Origin of the sequence: Alishewanella sp. HH-ZS (assembly GCF_001704375.1) — a bacterium.
GTDB classification, from domain to species: Bacteria; Pseudomonadota; Gammaproteobacteria; order Enterobacterales; family Alteromonadaceae; genus Alishewanella; species Alishewanella aestuarii.
Window position 1 is genome coordinate 63,690 of record NZ_LZEJ01000015.1, and the last position, 14,926, is coordinate 78,615.

Sequence of the window (14,926 nt, forward strand, 5' to 3'; positions counted from 1 at the left end):
TTCAAACTATCAAGCAATATTAAGCATGCTCAGCCGGCAACTGCGGGCACACAGCACGCCAGCCGTTATTGGTATTACAGGTGCCCAGGGCACTGGCAAAAGCACGCTGGCCAGCTTGCTGGTTACTGAGTTGTTGGCGCAGGGTATAGGCTGTGCTGCGGTCTCATTGGATGACTACTATCTGACACGCCAGGCGCGGCAGCAGCTAGCCGGTACTGTGCATCCGTTACTGGCGCAGCGTGGTGTGCCGGGTACACACGATATCGGTCGGGCGCTCAGTGATGCCAGACAGGTACTGGCCGGTGCAGCCGTCGCCTTACCGCGGTTTGATAAAGCCCTGGACGATGTCTTACCAGACCGGCCTGCTGCAAAGCTGGATCTGCTAATTGTCGAAGGCTGGTGTTTGGGTTTGGCGGCAGAAGCAGAATCCGGGTTGGTATCGCCAGTGAATCAACTGGAGGCCACCGAAGATAGCAGCGGTGCCTGGCGCCGTTATGTCAACCAGCAATTGGCGGCAAGCTATCAACCCTACTTTGATTTGTTGCAGCCGCTGATTTGGCTTAAAGCGCCTGATTGGGACAGTGTTTGCCGCTGGCGTGCTAAACAGGAGCAACAGCTCTGGCAGCAACGTGGTACCGGGATGACGGCTGAGCAGTTAGCGCGCTTTATGTTGCCATTCCAGCGTCTGACGCAGCTGAGTTATCAGCAATTGCCGGCGCGGGCAAACTATACTATTGTGCTTAATCAGGCGCAGCAGCCGCAGTTCAGCGGCTAACCGAGGACGCACCGTGATTTATACCCACCGTTTAATTATGCGGCCGCTGACCCTGGCCGATGCCCCCTTTATGCTGCAGCTGTTAAACGACAGTAGTTTTATCCGCAACATCGGCGATCGCGGCGTACGCTCAGAAGCCGAGGCGGCCGCCTATTTGACGGCCGGCCCCTTAGCCAGCTACCAGCAGTATGGTTTTGGTTTACGCGCTATCGAGTTGCAACAAGGCGGCCAGTTGATCGGGATTTGTGGCTTAATTCAGCGTGAGACGCTGGATGCGCCTGATCTCGGCTATGCCTTGTTGCCGGACTATACCGGCCAGGGCTATGCACTAGAGGCAGCTAAGGCCGCCGTTCAGTGGGCGGTAGCGTTAGACCTGGCGCAACTGTATGCGGTGGTCAGCCTGGAAAATGATGCCTCAAAGCGGTTGCTGGCGAAGTTAGGTTTTCGCAATCAGGGTGTGATTAACTGGCAGCAGGAGGAAGTATTATTGTACCAACTGCTGTTACCGACCAGCTAAAGCCCTATACTAGTGCTCTTTTGTCTTAAAGCACAGTCCCGAAAATGCCATTAATGCGCCGGGTTTTGTCCCGCCTGACTGAAGATTACTTATTGCTGGCACTGCTTGGCCTGCTGCCGTTGTTGTTGTGGTTAAAACCAACCACTGCTGGCGGCGTGCTGGTGTTAATCGACTGGCAAACGGTTTCGGCGCTGGCCGGTTTAATGTTATTGAGTAGAGCGCTCGAGGAAAGCGGTTATCTGGCCCGTTTTGCCGGCTGGCTGGTGGCACTGTGTCATGTTGAGCGTTTGCTGGCGGCCGTACTGCTGCTGTTTGCTGCGCTGCTGGCGGCCATTGTCACTAATGATGTCGCGCTCTTTATTCTGGTCCCCATTACCTTAAGTCTGGGACGGTTAACTGGTATTGCGACCGGGCGGTTGATTATTTTTCTGGCGCTGGCGGTGAATGCCGGCTCGGCCTTAACCCCGATTGGCAATCCGCAGAATCTGCTGCTGTGGCAGGCATCCGGCTACAGCTTCTGGCAGTTTACACTACTGATGGCGCCGCTGGCCCTGAGTTTGCTGGCGCTGATCCTGCTACTCAGCTATCCGACATTCAGCGCCCGCCACTTAACGGTAACAGTGCCGCATCAGGCCAGCCTGGACAACCGGCGCTTATTTGGCTGGTCACTGCTTGGCTATCCGTTATTTATTCTGGCGATGGAACATCAGTTGGCGCCTCAGGCCGCCTTGCTGGTGCTATTAGCGTTTTTACTGTTCAAGCGCAGCGTAGTCAGCGGTATTGACTGGTTATTATTAGTGGTGTTTAGCCTGATGTTTATTGATCTCGGGTTATTAGCGCAGCTGCCGCTGATGCAACAGCTGGCGACCCAGTTGCTGGCCTTGCCTGGAGGCAGTTATACCGGAGCTGCTTTGATGTCGCAGTTGATTTCCAATGTGCCGGCAGCGATTTTTTTGCAGCATTTTACCGACGACTGGCGCGCCTTAAGCTGGGGCGTCAGTGTCGGAGGCTTCGGGCTGGCTATAGGTTCGCTGGCCAACCTGATTGCATTGCGGCTGAGTAAACAACCCGGTTTATGGCGTGAGTTCCACTATTGGTCGCTACCGGTGTTTGTCGTAAGTTTCGGCTTCGGACTGTTAATTTTGTAAGATTTTATTGAGCTTTAGTCTGCAAGAGCCGCCCTCAGTTGTTGTAGCTTTATTTTTTGGTACTTGGCGCGACTTATTTGCCAAAGACCAAGCAAGGTAAAACCACCACACCAAAGCAATATAAAAAGTAAGCCGGGCTGTTGTTGCAACAGATAATTCGCTAAATGTTGTTCAGCGAGTATGCCTTGAACCACAAACCAGCCTGTTGCAAATACAAATGTCAGCAGGCTGACGATGGCACCAATGTAGCCGCCAAGCTCCTGTCCACGGTTATAGCGCCGAGCGTGCTCCAGAATCGCTGCTGTTGAGTCACCATTACGCCATAAGGTCTTTAAGCGTAAAGGGAACCAGAGCAAAGTAGTAAGAAGCCATACCATAAAGAAAAAGCAAAAGTAGATTCTTTGCATGCTACTTTGGAAGTCTTGTGCGACATAAAGTAATAACAAAGCTATTGCGGCAATCGAAATAAGTTCCACAATAACGGATAGCCAGCGCAATCTCAGTCTGTTTTTGAGTTTGCTTAAGGCAACTGTTGGCGGTTCATCCTGGGAGCTTTGCCAAGCGGTTTTCAGTGCGTCCAGATCGATGTTTGCTGAGTTTGATGCTGTCTTCATGGTAATAATATCTCCGATAATTTGCTCCCGGCGCGACTAATTCGTACGCCGACATTGTTTTCGCTAATTTGTAATACCTCAGCAATCTCTGCATATGAAAACCCTTCGAAATACAGGGCAATAACCTCTCTTTGCCCGAGCGGCAGAGCTTGAATAGCAGCAAGAAGCTGTTGTTGGCGTTTTTGCACAAGCAATTCTGTTATGGGGTTCGCATCGAATGGCACGTCAAAATCTAAAGTGACCTTGTCCTGCTGGTTAGTTTCGTAAGCAAGATGACTGATCGCTCTGTTGCGTGCTATGCGAAAAATATAAGCCTTAAGGTGTATTTGCTCTCTTAGTTTTGGTAACGCCTGCCAGATCGCGATAAGCATGTTTTGATACAGATCTTCACATTTAGTCCGATCAAACTCCATGGTCGTTGCCAATCGCCATAACGCAGCGCCATATTGCTCAATGATGATTTCGATGGTTATCACTTGGCTCTCGTTCCCCAATAATCTGATGTATATACTCCGCTACTTGAAGCAGCAAAGTGTTTTGGTGTCTGCACAATAAACGTTACGTTTTACAGCCTATAGTCTTTTTGCCGGGAATAACCTTACACCTTGATAGTGAATTTATTTAAAAAGCCGTTCATATGGGCCAAATACTGTACTTTTGGCAAAGTTTGCCATACGCTTTGTTGTGCTAGAAAGTATCTCTAGTCTCAGGAGTAGATAAATGGCAACGATGAATGTGTCTTTACCTGACAGCATGAAGCAATGGGTTGAATTGCAAGCAAAGGATGGCCGTTATAGTAACGCCAGTGATTATGTTAGAGATTTAATTCGGCGCGATCAGGAACAAGCAGCAAAAATTGCCCAGTTACAACAGCGGGTTACCGAAGGGCTTGCCAGCGGTACTGGAGAGCGGACTATGGTGCAGTTAGCCGCAGAAGCTATGGCCCGAATGGGCGCTTAATATGGCCTATCAGCTAAGTAAGCTGGCTGAAGAGGATATTATTAATATCTTCATTAGTGGTGCAACACAGTTTGGTGAGCAGCAAGCCAGGCGTTATCACAACCAATTAGCCGCAACATTCGATTTTTTAGCCGCGAATCCGTTGGCGGCGCCAATTAGAACAGAAATTAGCCCACCGGTACATCTACACCCGGTTGGCTCACATCTTATTATTTATCAGGTAACAGCAGATACCGACATTTATATCATCCGGGTGCGGCACCGTCTGGAAGATTGGACACTCGCACCCGATACTGTTACAGCCTAATACTATCGCCCTCATTTAAAATCAGCAGCGGTACCTGGCTCCTTAGCAGTTGCTGCATATGCAGCAACTGAAATACAGTTTGTCCAACTTTAACCAAGAGTAATATTACCTATATCATTCGCTTGGAATATGCTCTGATAAAGTCGGAGTTGTGGTTTAAGCTTACTGAGTGTTAATGTCAGTAACGGACTCAGTGTTAAGAGGAAGGAACCCTATGCGTTTAGCTTGCTCGGGATTATTACTGGGCTGTTGGTTGGCATTGCAGCTTCCGGCGGTAGGTGCGGCTACGCCAATTATTGCCGCCGATTACCTAGAAACCTCTCCGCACCGCGAATTGATTGAGTATGCGTTAAAGGTTACCGAAGCGGATTATGGGCCTGTTACCCTGACGTTCGGTGGTGAGATGGTGCAAGGCCGGGCCGAGCAACTGCTAAAAGACGGCAAGCTGTTGCATTTGGTGGTATTTGCGCCTTCGCCGGAGCGCGAACGCGATCTGCTCCCGGTTTATTTTCCATTAAGTCAGGGGCTGTTGGGTTATCGGATCTGCATTATCGATAGCGGACAGCAGTATAAGTTTGAGCCGGTTAAGACGTTACAGGACTGGCAAAAAGCCGATCTGACAATCGGACAAGGCACGCACTGGCCGGACGTGGCGGTGTTGCGGCATAACAGCCTGACAGTTGTCACCAACCCCTTATATACGCTGCTGTTTGAGATGGTGCGCCAGCAGCGCTTCGATTGTTTTGCCCGCAGTGCGGATGAGTTAGCACGCGATTTGCAAAGTGAGCATGCAACGGGTCTGGTGGCTGAACGGCGCTTGTTATTGCATTATCCGCAGCTGTCGATGATCTTTGTGTCGCAGAGTTTCCCGCAGCTGGCCGAGCGTTTACAAAAAGGCCTGGAGCAGGCCTATGCCGATGGCGTGGTGCAGCAGCATTTTCGCCGCCATTATGGCACCATTGTTGACCAGTTACGCTGTGAGCAGCGGCAGCTGCTAAAACTGGAAAACCCACAGCTAAGTGAGGCCAGCCGTCAGGCGCTGCTGCGCTTTGCCTATACGCCGGAGCAGTTATTAGCGGCGCCGGCTGCGGCTTGCAAAGGGCAGTAAAACTACTGCCGTCTTAACAACATTCCTGTAATTTGCGTTCCAACTGCTCAATCCGCTCCTGCGCCTGTTCGCGGTAACGGGTTAGTCGTTCGATAGTGGCAGCAGAATTTGATTTCACAAAATTAACCTGTTCTTCCAATTGCAGTTTTTGCTTCGACCACTGATAACGCTCAGCCTGGATCTGCGAGGCCTGATCGCGTTGCTGCTGCAGCTCTTCCCGCAGTTGTTTAATGATTTCACGTTGCTCTGCCTGATGATTAGCCGTCAGGGCACTCTGATGTTTTAACAGCGCAATAGTGGCTCTTAATTGTTCCACATTGTCAGAGTTCTCAGTGGCCGGTGCGTTTAGCATCGCTTTTAACTGCGCCAGCTCCTGAGTTAAATCCGCCACCTGGTCGGCTTGACGGGCCGCCGCTGCGATGGCTTCATCGCGTTCGGCGATCAGACTATCCAACTGGGTTGTATCAACGGTAGCTACCGCAGCCTGTTGCAGTTGCAGCTCGGCAAGCTGTGCCTGTGCTTGCTGTAACGCTTCCGTTTGCATGGTCTGTTGTGCAGTCTGTTCTGCCACAGCGGCCTGATGCTGCTGTTGCAGACTGGCCAGTTGTTCGCGCAGCTGTACCACTTCTTCAGTGTCTGCAACCGCCTCTGCGCTGATCCGTTGCTGCAATTCTTGCTGCAACTGCTGATTTTGTTGCCGTAATTGTTGCAGTTGCTGAGTTAACTCTGCTGCGCCATTCTGGCCGCGACCAGCCAATTGCTCCAGTACCGCATCGCGTTCGGCAGTCAGTTCAGCACACTGATCGGCGTACTCGGCCAACTGTTGATGGATCTGTTTCTTCGCTTCGAAGTACTGGCGTTGCTGCTCGGTGCTGCGCTTGCGCAGTTGTTCATGCTCATCGTTCAGGCTATCAAAGCGCTGTTGTTGCGCCGCCAGTTCTTGCTGCCATTGCGCCTGTAACTGAGTTAATTGCTGTTGTTTCGCGTCGGCTTCCTGCTCTGCCAGTTGCAGTTGCTGTTGTAGCGCAGCGAGTTGGGCAGCGTTGGCCGTCAGTTGTTGCTGATAAGCGGCGGTTTCATCCTGCAGCTGTTGCAATTGTTCCAGCCGGGTTAACGCTGCCTGATAGTTTTGTTCCAGCTGCTGTAACTCTTGAGTGGTGTCTTCCAGTTGCTGTTGTTGCTTCTGCAACTGCTGTTGATATTGTTGCAGTTGCTGCTGATTAAGTTCGGCTTCTGCTTCGGCATTGGCTAATTGCCGTTGCGCCTGCTCCAGCGCCTGCTGTTGGGTGGTTAACTGCTGTTGCAGTTGTTGCTGCTCCAGCTGTAACTGGTCACGCTCAAAGCTGACATTGGCAAAATTATCAGCTTGCAATGCCAGCTGCTGTTGCTGGTTAGCCAGTGCTTGTTCCAGTTCAGATTTACGCTGCTCTGCCTGGCGTAAATTTTGTTGCAACAGTTGCACCTGCTCCACCGCTTTAACTTCGGCCTGCAGTGCTTCGGTTAACTGTTTATTTAACTGGTCGGTTTGCCATTGGGTCTGCTTCAGGGCTTCCCGCTGAAAGGCGGCCATAAAGTCTTCGCTGAAAACCGACGCTGAGTTTGCAGCGTCCTGCTGTCGCTGTTGCACCTGCTCGGTGCGCCACTTTTTATAGTGCGACACCACGGTAGCCTGAGCATCTGATACTTTAGACAGCAAGTAATCCAGAGACACCGCCTTGCCAGAGCTCTCTAAATCATCACAGATCTTCTTAACATCAGTATATTGCGACATGATTCTTTACCTTTTACCAACCAATGGGCGTGTTCGCTATGCGCTGCCCGGAATGAAAGCTTAAGGAATGGCAGAGCCTTGCGCAAAGGCTAAATGCACAAAATTTGCACAGCGCAAGGTGTTAGCTGCGGATTTAATTCATCATATTGATCTTTAATAAATTATTTTTTTAACCTGCATTATTTTGCGCGCTGAAAGCGTGTAAAAAAGCAGCGGAATAGCCCGAAGGTATTAGGGGGTAAAACCTTGGTTTGCGCGATACACTTTGCCAAAGCTAAATTTTACCGCTAAATTAACTGATTATTTATACAGTTGTTGTGCCTGATGATCCTATATATCGCGGAAAAGCCCAGTGTCGGCCGTGCCGTGGCCGCTGTTTTGCCCAAGCCGCACCAGTCCGGTGACGGCTTTATCAAAGTTGCTACCGGTGATGTGGTGACCTGGTGCATTGGTCACTTATTGGAATTAGCCGAACCAGAGCAGTACGCGCCGGAATATAAAAGCTGGCGCAAAGCGCATTTGCCCATTATTCCCCAGCAATGGCAGCAACAGGTAAAACGCCAGACCAGTAAGCAATTTCAGGTAGTAAAGCAGCTGATCAAGCAGGCAACACAACTGGTGAATATGGGGGACCCGGATCGGGTCGGACAAATCCTGGTCGATGAAGTGATCCACTATGCCGGTGTCAGCCAGGCGAAACTGGCCGCTACCCGACGTTGCCTGATTAATGATATGAACCCGGCAGCCATTAAAAAGGCGCTACAGGATTTACGGCCAAATAGTGACTTTATCCCACTGGCGACCTCGGCACTGGCCCGCGCCAGAGCCGATTGGCTGTACGGCATTAATATGACGCGTTTATGTACACTTTTGGGTCAGGATGCCGGTTATAAGGGAGTGTTATCGATTGGTCGGGTGCAAACTCCGGTACTGGGTTTAGTGGTGCAGCGTGACCTCGAGATCGAAAACTTTGTCAGTAAGCCCTTTTATGAGGTGTGGGTTACGCTGCAAACGGCACAACAGCAGCAATTTCAGGCCAAATGGCAGCCCAGTGCTGCCTGCGCACCTTATCAGGACGAAGAGGGCCGGGTACTGCTGAAAAAACTGGCCGAGACCGTAGTACAGAAAGTCAGCGGTCAGGCCGCTGTTGTGAAAGCAGTGAGCCGCGAGCCGAAAAAGCATGCGCCACCGCTGCCATACAGCTTATCGGCATTGCAGATCGATGCAGCCAAGCGTTTTAATCTCAGCGCCCAACGTACGCTGGATCTCTGTCAGCAACTGTATGAGCGGCATAAGCTGATCACCTACCCCCGTTCAGATTGCCGCTATTTGCCAACAGGACATCTTGCAGACCGTCATAGCGTGAGTCAGGCCATTGCGAAAACGGCGGTAAATCTGGCCAGTGCGGTGACGACTGCTGATCTGAGTTTACATAGCAAAGCCTGGAATGACGCCCAGGTCGGGGCGCACCATGCCATTATCCCAACCTCGGCCAGTATCGATGCCAGCCGCTTAAGCCGCGAGGAGCAGCAGCTGTACGAACTGATTGCCAGACAGTACTTAATGCAGTTTTACCCCTCCTTTCAGTATGTCGAACATCAAATCGATAGCGAAGTCGCCGGCGGACTCTTTATTGCCAGGCAAAAGTCGGTCATTGCCGAGGGCTGGAAGCAGCTGTTATCCGGCGGCGTCAGCGCCGGCAAGGATAGTCAGCCCAACTCAGATTATGCGGCCAGGCCATTACCCGACGTAAAGCCCGGTGACGTCCTGCAATGTGTTGCCGGCAAGCTGGACGAGAAACAAACCAGTCCGCCCAAAGCCTTTACCGATGCCACCTTGCTGGCGGCCATGACCGGTATTGCCCGTTATGTGCAGGACCCGGAATTAAAAAAGATCCTGCGGGATACTGATGGCCTGGGTACTGAAGCGACCCGCGCCGGCATTATCGAGCTGTTGTTCAAGCGCCGGTTTTTACACAAGCAGGGTAAAGAGATCCGTGCTACTGCGGTAGGCCGGCAGTTTATTGGTTGCTTGCCGCCACGGCTGGTATTACCCGATATGACCGCGCAATGGGAAGCGCAGTTAGAAGCGATAGCTGAAAAAAAACTGGCGTACCGTGATTTTATGCAGCCACTTCAGCAGGAGCTTACCAGCTTGCTACAGGACGTCGCCGCACAGCCGCAGTCCTTTCAGGGGTTAGCCCAAAAGGGTTATGCGGTAACAAGGCGACGTGCCGCCAGGCCTCGCCGTGCCAAGCGTACCGCCTGATGCATATTGGCGAGATAGGCGTTGGCGATATTTTGCACTAGGCTCAACAAACCGCCGGCAGCCGCTTTTTTGGCTACTGGCTGGAGATAGCAGGAAATTCGCCTACACTTATGACGTGCCATCACTCTTCTGAGCAGGGGGTGGCACGCCCTGGCGGGTATGTCGTCAGAGCGGACAGCCAACGCTGTTTCTTCACAGAGAAGGTGCATAAAATGATATTGTTAGTTGGTGGTGAAAAAGGTGGCAGTGGCAAAAGCTGTCTGGCGCAGAATATAGCCGTCTACTTTTCGCGGGAAAAGAATGCCAATGTCATGCTGGTTGACTGCGATCCGCAGCGAACCACATCGGATTGGGTGCAAGAGCGCCATATGAATCCGGAATTACCCTGGATCAACTGCGTACAGATGTACGGTAAGATCCGTTACGAGCTGAAAAGCCTGGAAATGCATTATGATGTGGTGGTGGTAGACTGCGGTGGTCAGGATAGCGTAGCCTTACGTTCGGCGATGGTGGTTGCCAGCCATGTACTATTCCCGTTGCGGCCCAAGCGGCGTGATTTAAAAACGCTGGAGCATCTGGAAGATTTAGTCAGTGCCTGTAACGTGGTAAACCCGGAGATGATCGTCGGCTGTGTGCTGACGCAATGTCCGGCCCTGCCGAATCAGGCCAACCGCATTCTGGATGCGAAAGAAGTATGTAAAAGTTTTAATTTGCGGGTGCTGGAAAACATCACTTACAGCCGTAATATCTATGACGACAGTGAAGAAAAAGGCCTGTCGGTAATGGATGTGGATAACGATGGCAAGGCCGCCGGCGAAATCCGGGCAATTATTGAAGAACTCCTGTCGATGAAGGCGATTCAAGAAGATGGCGCTAAGCGACCTGAAGAAAAAGTCTTTGCAGTCAAATAAACCCAGCTTTACCGTTGATGAGTTTATTGATGATGCACATAACTACGCCTTGGGGCTGCCGCAAATCGTCAGCTTACGGCAATTATTACCGGAAGAAGACGAGCCGCCGCGGCTTCCGATGCGCCATGCGACCTTTACCCTGAGTGAAGAAGCGATTAGCGCCCTGAGTGAGTTGAGTGAATTAACCGGTGAACCCAAATCCAAACTGATCCGCAAGCTGATTTTGCGTGCGACCAAGTCAGTGCAGTTTGATTTAGCCAAGGTAAAAACGGCGAAAGCCAAATTACCACCGGGTGGCAGTTAGGCTGTGGTTCAGTAACTGGAGTATGAGCTCGTGCCGCTGCCTAAGTAGCGGCACGAGCCGAAAATCTGTTTACGTTAACGCGCCAGATAGGCGTAAGCGGTCAAAAAAGCGGTTTCCTGAAACGCCTTTAATCCGGTCGCTTTGAAATCGACCGGTAATGGAAAGCGTTTAATTTGTTCTTTTAGCTCAGTAGCGGATAACAGGCTAACATTACAATTGTCCAGCAGCTGTAACGCCGCCTCAATTTTAAATCCGACAGCCCCACCGGCGAACTTGCCTTTTTGTGGCCGCTCTTTAATCACCAGATGCTGGATCTTGTAATCCTCGACTAACTTGCGCACAGCAAATTGAAATTTACGTACCTGATCGGACTGATTATCCTGACTCAGTGCAATCCGGGTTTGCCGGCAATCCGGCAGGTTAAACAAACCGTCCTGGTATTCCATTAAGCATAAAATTGCTTCACTGCCTTTAATCTCAACGCCACATACGCGCATCTTAGTATCCTGTTTAGTTGCCGCTCAGGCGGTCATAGTACTTTTCAATAATGGCACAGCTACGCTGCAAGGGCTCACCAAAAAGTACCGGGTTAAAATCTTTGTTAATACAGTAATTTTGTCTGAAACGTAACACTGAGTCTTTATTCTCGGCCGCTGCGGCTAAAAACTCCTGTTGCCGCAGCCCCAGTGACTTACTGTAATCCTTAAGTTCACGTTGGATCGAGGCCAGCGCCTGTGAGTCAGACTGCCATTCAGTCGGGATCAGGCTCACCGCATAATCAACCACTTTGTCACGATAAGGCTTTAGCGGCGGCTCGCCGGAAAAGGTTAACAACAGCAAAAAAATGACGACGAACCAGAAAAAGGTTTTCATGTACTGACTCCGGCAACAACTTAGACGCGATCTTACCTGAATCCTGGCTAAACTGCATTAGCGGCAACAGCCGCTGCTTCAGTCTTTCCTGATGTACTTTTATTTTATATCAATAATTCGGTACGGGTTACTGATATACTAAGCAGGCTGGTAGTCATAGCTGGGGAATGATGGTGGACGAGCAAAAAATTGAAGTAAAAAATATTCCAACCGGAGTAAAAATTCACCGCCCGCCCGAGGGCAATCCAAATAAGTATGCTTCCCGGGATCGGATCTATGTCCGGGCAGTAAAGGGGTTACACCAAAGCCTGCGTCGCAATATTGGTTTTGTGTTTATGGCGTTGTTTTTCGTGTTGCCCTGGATCCAGTTCGATGGCCACCAGGCAATTTTGCTGGATATCTTTGAGCAAAAATTCAATATCTTCGGCCTGACGCTCTGGCCACAGGATTTTACCCTGCTGGCTTGGCTGTTTATGATTGCCGCCTACGCCCTGTTCTTTGTGACAACCTTCTATGGTCGGGTGTGGTGCGGTTATATGTGCCCGCAAACGGTCTGGACCTTTATCTTTATGTGGTTTGAAGAAAAGATCCAGGGTACCCGTAACCAGCGCATGAAGCTGGATCAGGAACCGATGAGCTTTAATAAGTTCTGGCGCAAGGCATTAACCCACTTCTGCTGGTTGGCATTTGCCTTATTCACTGCGTTAATTTTCGTTGGCTACTTTACCCCTATCGGTCCGCTGTTTGTTGAGTTCTTTACCTGGCAGGCCGGCTTCTGGGCTACCTTATCGGTGCTGTTTTTTACGCTTTGTACCTATGGTAACGCCGGCTGGATGCGGGAAATTATGTGTACACACATTTGCCCCTATGCCCGCTTTCAATCGGCGATGTTTGATAAAGATACCTACACCGTCACCTATGATGCCGCCCGTGGCGAGAACCGTGGCCCGCGTAGTAAAAAAGATGCGAACTATAAGGAAAAAGGCCTGGGCGACTGTATCGACTGTAACCTGTGTGTACATGTTTGCCCAACCGGCATCGATATTCGCAATGGCTTGCAATATGAGTGCATTAACTGTGGTGCCTGTATCGATGCCTGTGACGATACTATGGAGAAAATGGGCTATCCGAAAGGCCTGATCAGCTATACCACCGAACATACGCTGCAAGGCCGGCCGGCCAAGGTGTTACGGCCAAAACTGGTTGGTTATTTTCTGGTGTTGGTGGTGGTATGCGGTGCCTTTATGGTGAATCTGGCAATCCGCTCCCCGCTGGAGCTGGATATTATCCGTGATCGCGGCGCCTTGTACCGGGAAACGCCGGAAGGGCTGGTGGAAAACACCTATACCCTGGGTATTATCAATAAGTCACAACAGCCGAAGACTCTGGTATTAACGGTAACCGGTATTGATAACCTGCAATGGCTGGGGCCAACCGAGGTGGAACTGGCCGGTGGCGAGAGTCGCAATGTGGTAGTCAGTCTGGCGCTGGACCCTTATGAGGCGAAACGCCCGGTGCTGGACCTGACCTTTAGCGTGCATCACAAAGATGCGCCTGAGGTGCGGGCCGAGCAGGGTAATAAATTCTTCAGTGGTCGCTAAGCCAGTGCAGCAATTTGATTTCTCTACCCTGCAGCCGGAGCTGATTCTTGATGCGCTACACCACTATGGCCTGGACGTTAGTTCAGGCCTGCTGGCACTGAACAGCTATGAAAACCGTGTCTATCAGTTTAGTGCTTATCGCGATAATGCGGTCAGCGCCGCGCGCTATGTGGTGAAGTTTTATCGCCCGCAGCGCTGGAGTCTGGCGCAGATTCAGGAAGAGCATCAGTTTGCTTTTGAATTGCAGGCTAATGAGGTGCCGGTGGTGGCGCCATTGTGCTTTGATGGTGAGAGTGTGTTGCCGTTTCAGGGCTTTTATTTTGCGGTTTTCCCAAGCCGTGGTGGCCGAACCCTGGAGATCGACAATGACGACCAGCTGGCATTACTGGCGCGCTTTTTAGGCCGGCTGCATCAGGTTGGCCGGCAACAGATGTTTCAGGCCCGCCCCCAGCTGAGCATCGACAGCCATTTGCGGCATAGTCAGCAGGTACTGGCGGCGCTGCCTTTGATCCCATCCTATTTACGCCCGGCCTTTGATTCGGCGCTGCAGCAGGTGATTGCTGAAGCCAGCCGGCAATACCAACCGAAAACCGTGATCCGCTTACACGGTGATTGTCATGCCGGTAATTTGTTTTACAACGGGGAAAGCCCGTTCTTTGTGGATCTGGATGACTGTCGCAGCGGGCCGGCGATGCAGGACCTGTGGATGATGTTAAACGGTGACCGGCAACAGCAGCGTGATACGCTGGAGCTGATGCTGGAAGAATATGAGCAATACTGTGATTTCGACCGGACCGAGCTGAAACTGATCGAACCGCTGCGCGCGATGCGTATGATTCACTACATGGCCTGGCTGGCGCAGCGCTGGCAGGATCAGGCCTTTGTAATGAACTTTCCGTGGTTTGCCACAGACAAATACTGGGAACAACAATGCCTGGCACTAAAAGAGCAGTTGGCATTGTTGCAACAACCACCGTTAAGTCTGGTGCCAGACTACTGAGAATTTGTTAAGCTTGCAGCTAAGCACCAAATAGTCCCGATTAATCAGAGGTTTTAGAATGAAAAAGTGGTTAGTAGCTGCTGCGGCAGCTGTGCTGTTACCCCTGTCTGCCGTTGCCAGTAATTTCCAGGTCGGTAAGCACTATGAAGTGATTGCCGAGCAGAAAACCGCCAAGCCGGAAGTAAAAGAATATTTCTCATTCTTCTGCGCTGGTTGTTACGCTTTTGAGCCTATTGCCCAGCGCCTGGCGCAGTCTCTGCCGGACGGGGTAGAGTTTAAAAAATTCCATGTTGATTTTATTCGCGCTGCGTCACCGGAAATTCAAAATGCGCTGGCGCGCGCTTATGTGGTAGCAAAAAATCTGGGTAAAGGTGATCAGGTGTCCACTGCCATTTTTAACCAAATTCACCGCAGCCGGGTGCCGTTTCGCAGCGAAGACGATATCCGTAATCTGGTCCTGATTAACGATATTGATGGTGAAACCTATGATAAAGCCATGCGCAGCTTTGGCGTACGTGGTGCGGTCAATCAGATGATGAAAGAGCAGCAGGAACTGAGCGAGCGCCGCGTGCTGACCGGTGTGCCCATGCTGGTGGTGAATGGCAAATATAAGATCCTGAATGAAAGTCTGAGTCAGCGTAATATGCAGCAGGAAATGCAGCAGTTAGTCGAGTACCTGCTGAGTAAAGACTAATACCCTGTAGTCAGTTCAAATCAAAAGGCCAGCATCATGCTGGCCTTTGTCGTGGTGCGCCGGGCATGGCGCGCA

At 51.1% G+C, this 14,926-nt stretch carries 17 protein-coding genes; 12 read left to right on the top strand and 5 right to left on the bottom strand.

Annotated elements, in window-relative coordinates:
- The first annotated feature begins 25 nt into the window (after positions 1–25).
- From A9165_RS07915 to A9165_RS07925, 3 genes are read left to right on the top strand one after another with little or no spacing between them, the layout of a single operon-like run.
- Positions 26–775: a kinase gene (locus A9165_RS07915; RefSeq protein ID WP_083216249.1), complete on the top strand. Its 750-nt coding sequence runs from the start codon at positions 26–28 to the stop codon at positions 773–775.
- 13 nt (positions 776–788) lie between these two features.
- Positions 789–1,292, top strand: a complete 504-nt coding sequence (locus A9165_RS07920) for a GNAT family N-acetyltransferase (RefSeq protein WP_065955503.1) — start codon at positions 789–791, stop codon at positions 1,290–1,292.
- A 44-nt stretch (positions 1,293–1,336) separates the two neighbouring features.
- Positions 1,337–2,440, top strand: coding sequence for an SLC13 family permease (locus A9165_RS07925; protein ID WP_065955504.1), 1,104 nt, complete (start codon positions 1,337–1,339; stop codon positions 2,438–2,440).
- 14 nt (positions 2,441–2,454) lie between these two features.
- Here A9165_RS07925 and A9165_RS07930 read toward each other — a convergent pair whose 3' ends face one another.
- The gene (locus A9165_RS07930; RefSeq protein WP_065955505.1) at positions 2,455–3,054 is read right to left on the bottom strand and encodes a hypothetical protein; all 600 of its coding nucleotides are present in this window, start codon (positions 3,052–3,054) and stop codon (positions 2,455–2,457) included.
- Positions 3,051–3,530, bottom strand: a complete 480-nt coding sequence (locus A9165_RS07935; RefSeq protein ID WP_176714604.1) for an RNA polymerase sigma factor — start codon at positions 3,528–3,530, stop codon at positions 3,051–3,053. The genes A9165_RS07930 and A9165_RS07935 overlap by 4 nt, the downstream gene beginning before the upstream one ends.
- 244 nt (positions 3,531–3,774) lie before the next feature.
- Between A9165_RS07935 and A9165_RS07940 the strand changes: the two genes are divergently transcribed.
- The 3 genes from A9165_RS07940 to A9165_RS07950 all read left to right on the top strand — a co-directional run bounded on the left by A9165_RS07940 (position 3,775) and on the right by A9165_RS07950 (position 5,429).
- Complete coding sequence (locus tag A9165_RS07940; protein WP_008606322.1) at positions 3,775–4,014, top strand: type II toxin-antitoxin system ParD family antitoxin; 240 nt, start codon at positions 3,775–3,777, stop codon at positions 4,012–4,014.
- A gap of 1 nt (position 4,015) precedes the next feature.
- Positions 4,016–4,321 (top strand): type II toxin-antitoxin system RelE/ParE family toxin, encoded by a 306-nt coding sequence (locus A9165_RS07945; protein WP_008606325.1) that lies wholly within the window; start codon positions 4,016–4,018, stop codon positions 4,319–4,321.
- A gap of 214 nt (positions 4,322–4,535) precedes the next feature.
- Complete coding sequence (locus A9165_RS07950; protein ID WP_065955507.1) at positions 4,536–5,429, top strand: hypothetical protein; 894 nt, start codon at positions 4,536–4,538, stop codon at positions 5,427–5,429.
- 13 nt (positions 5,430–5,442) lie between these two features.
- On the opposite strand, the gene A9165_RS07955 is transcribed toward A9165_RS07950, so the two are convergent.
- A complete protein-coding gene (locus A9165_RS07955) occupies positions 5,443–7,200 on the bottom strand; it encodes a hypothetical protein (protein WP_065955508.1) in 1,758 nt (585 codons plus the stop codon).
- A 324-nt stretch (positions 7,201–7,524) separates the two neighbouring features.
- Between A9165_RS07955 and A9165_RS07960 the strand changes: the two genes are divergently transcribed.
- From A9165_RS07960 to A9165_RS07970, 3 genes are all read left to right on the top strand, one after another.
- Complete coding sequence (locus A9165_RS07960) at positions 7,525–9,468, top strand: DNA topoisomerase III (RefSeq protein WP_065955509.1); 1,944 nt, start codon at positions 7,525–7,527, stop codon at positions 9,466–9,468.
- A gap of 212 nt (positions 9,469–9,680) precedes the next feature.
- Positions 9,681–10,379 (top strand): AAA family ATPase, encoded by a 699-nt coding sequence (locus A9165_RS07965; RefSeq protein WP_008606331.1) that lies wholly within the window; start codon positions 9,681–9,683, stop codon positions 10,377–10,379.
- Positions 10,366–10,683: a hypothetical protein gene (locus A9165_RS07970; protein WP_008950435.1), complete on the top strand. Its 318-nt coding sequence runs from the start codon at positions 10,366–10,368 to the stop codon at positions 10,681–10,683. Before A9165_RS07965 ends, A9165_RS07970 begins: the two co-directional genes overlap by 14 nt.
- A 74-nt stretch (positions 10,684–10,757) precedes the next feature.
- On the opposite strand, the gene A9165_RS07975 is transcribed toward A9165_RS07970, so the two are convergent.
- Together A9165_RS07975 and A9165_RS07980 are read right to left on the bottom strand one after the other, a co-directional pair.
- On the bottom strand, positions 10,758–11,180 hold the full coding sequence (locus A9165_RS07975) for a DUF3010 family protein (RefSeq protein WP_008950436.1): 423 nt from the start codon (positions 11,178–11,180) through the stop codon (positions 10,758–10,760).
- Between the two features lie 13 nt (positions 11,181–11,193).
- Positions 11,194–11,556, bottom strand: a complete 363-nt coding sequence (locus A9165_RS07980) for a hypothetical protein (RefSeq protein WP_008950437.1) — start codon at positions 11,554–11,556, stop codon at positions 11,194–11,196.
- Positions 11,557–11,723: 167 nt separating this feature from the next.
- Here A9165_RS07980 and ccoG point away from each other — a divergent pair, with 167 nt between their 5' ends.
- From ccoG to A9165_RS07995, 3 genes are read left to right on the top strand one after another with little or no spacing between them, the layout of a single operon-like run.
- The gene (ccoG, locus tag A9165_RS07985) at positions 11,724–13,157 is read left to right on the top strand and encodes a cytochrome c oxidase accessory protein CcoG (protein ID WP_008950438.1); all 1,434 of its coding nucleotides are present in this window, start codon (positions 11,724–11,726) and stop codon (positions 13,155–13,157) included.
- Positions 13,158–13,161: 4 nt separating this feature from the next.
- Positions 13,162–14,157 (top strand): serine/threonine protein kinase, encoded by a 996-nt coding sequence (locus tag A9165_RS07990; RefSeq protein ID WP_065955516.1) that lies wholly within the window; start codon positions 13,162–13,164, stop codon positions 14,155–14,157.
- 58 nt (positions 14,158–14,215) lie between these two features.
- Positions 14,216–14,851: a thiol:disulfide interchange protein DsbA/DsbL gene (locus A9165_RS07995; RefSeq protein WP_065955510.1), complete on the top strand. Its 636-nt coding sequence runs from the start codon at positions 14,216–14,218 to the stop codon at positions 14,849–14,851.
- The last annotated feature ends 75 nt before the right edge of the window (positions 14,852–14,926 follow it).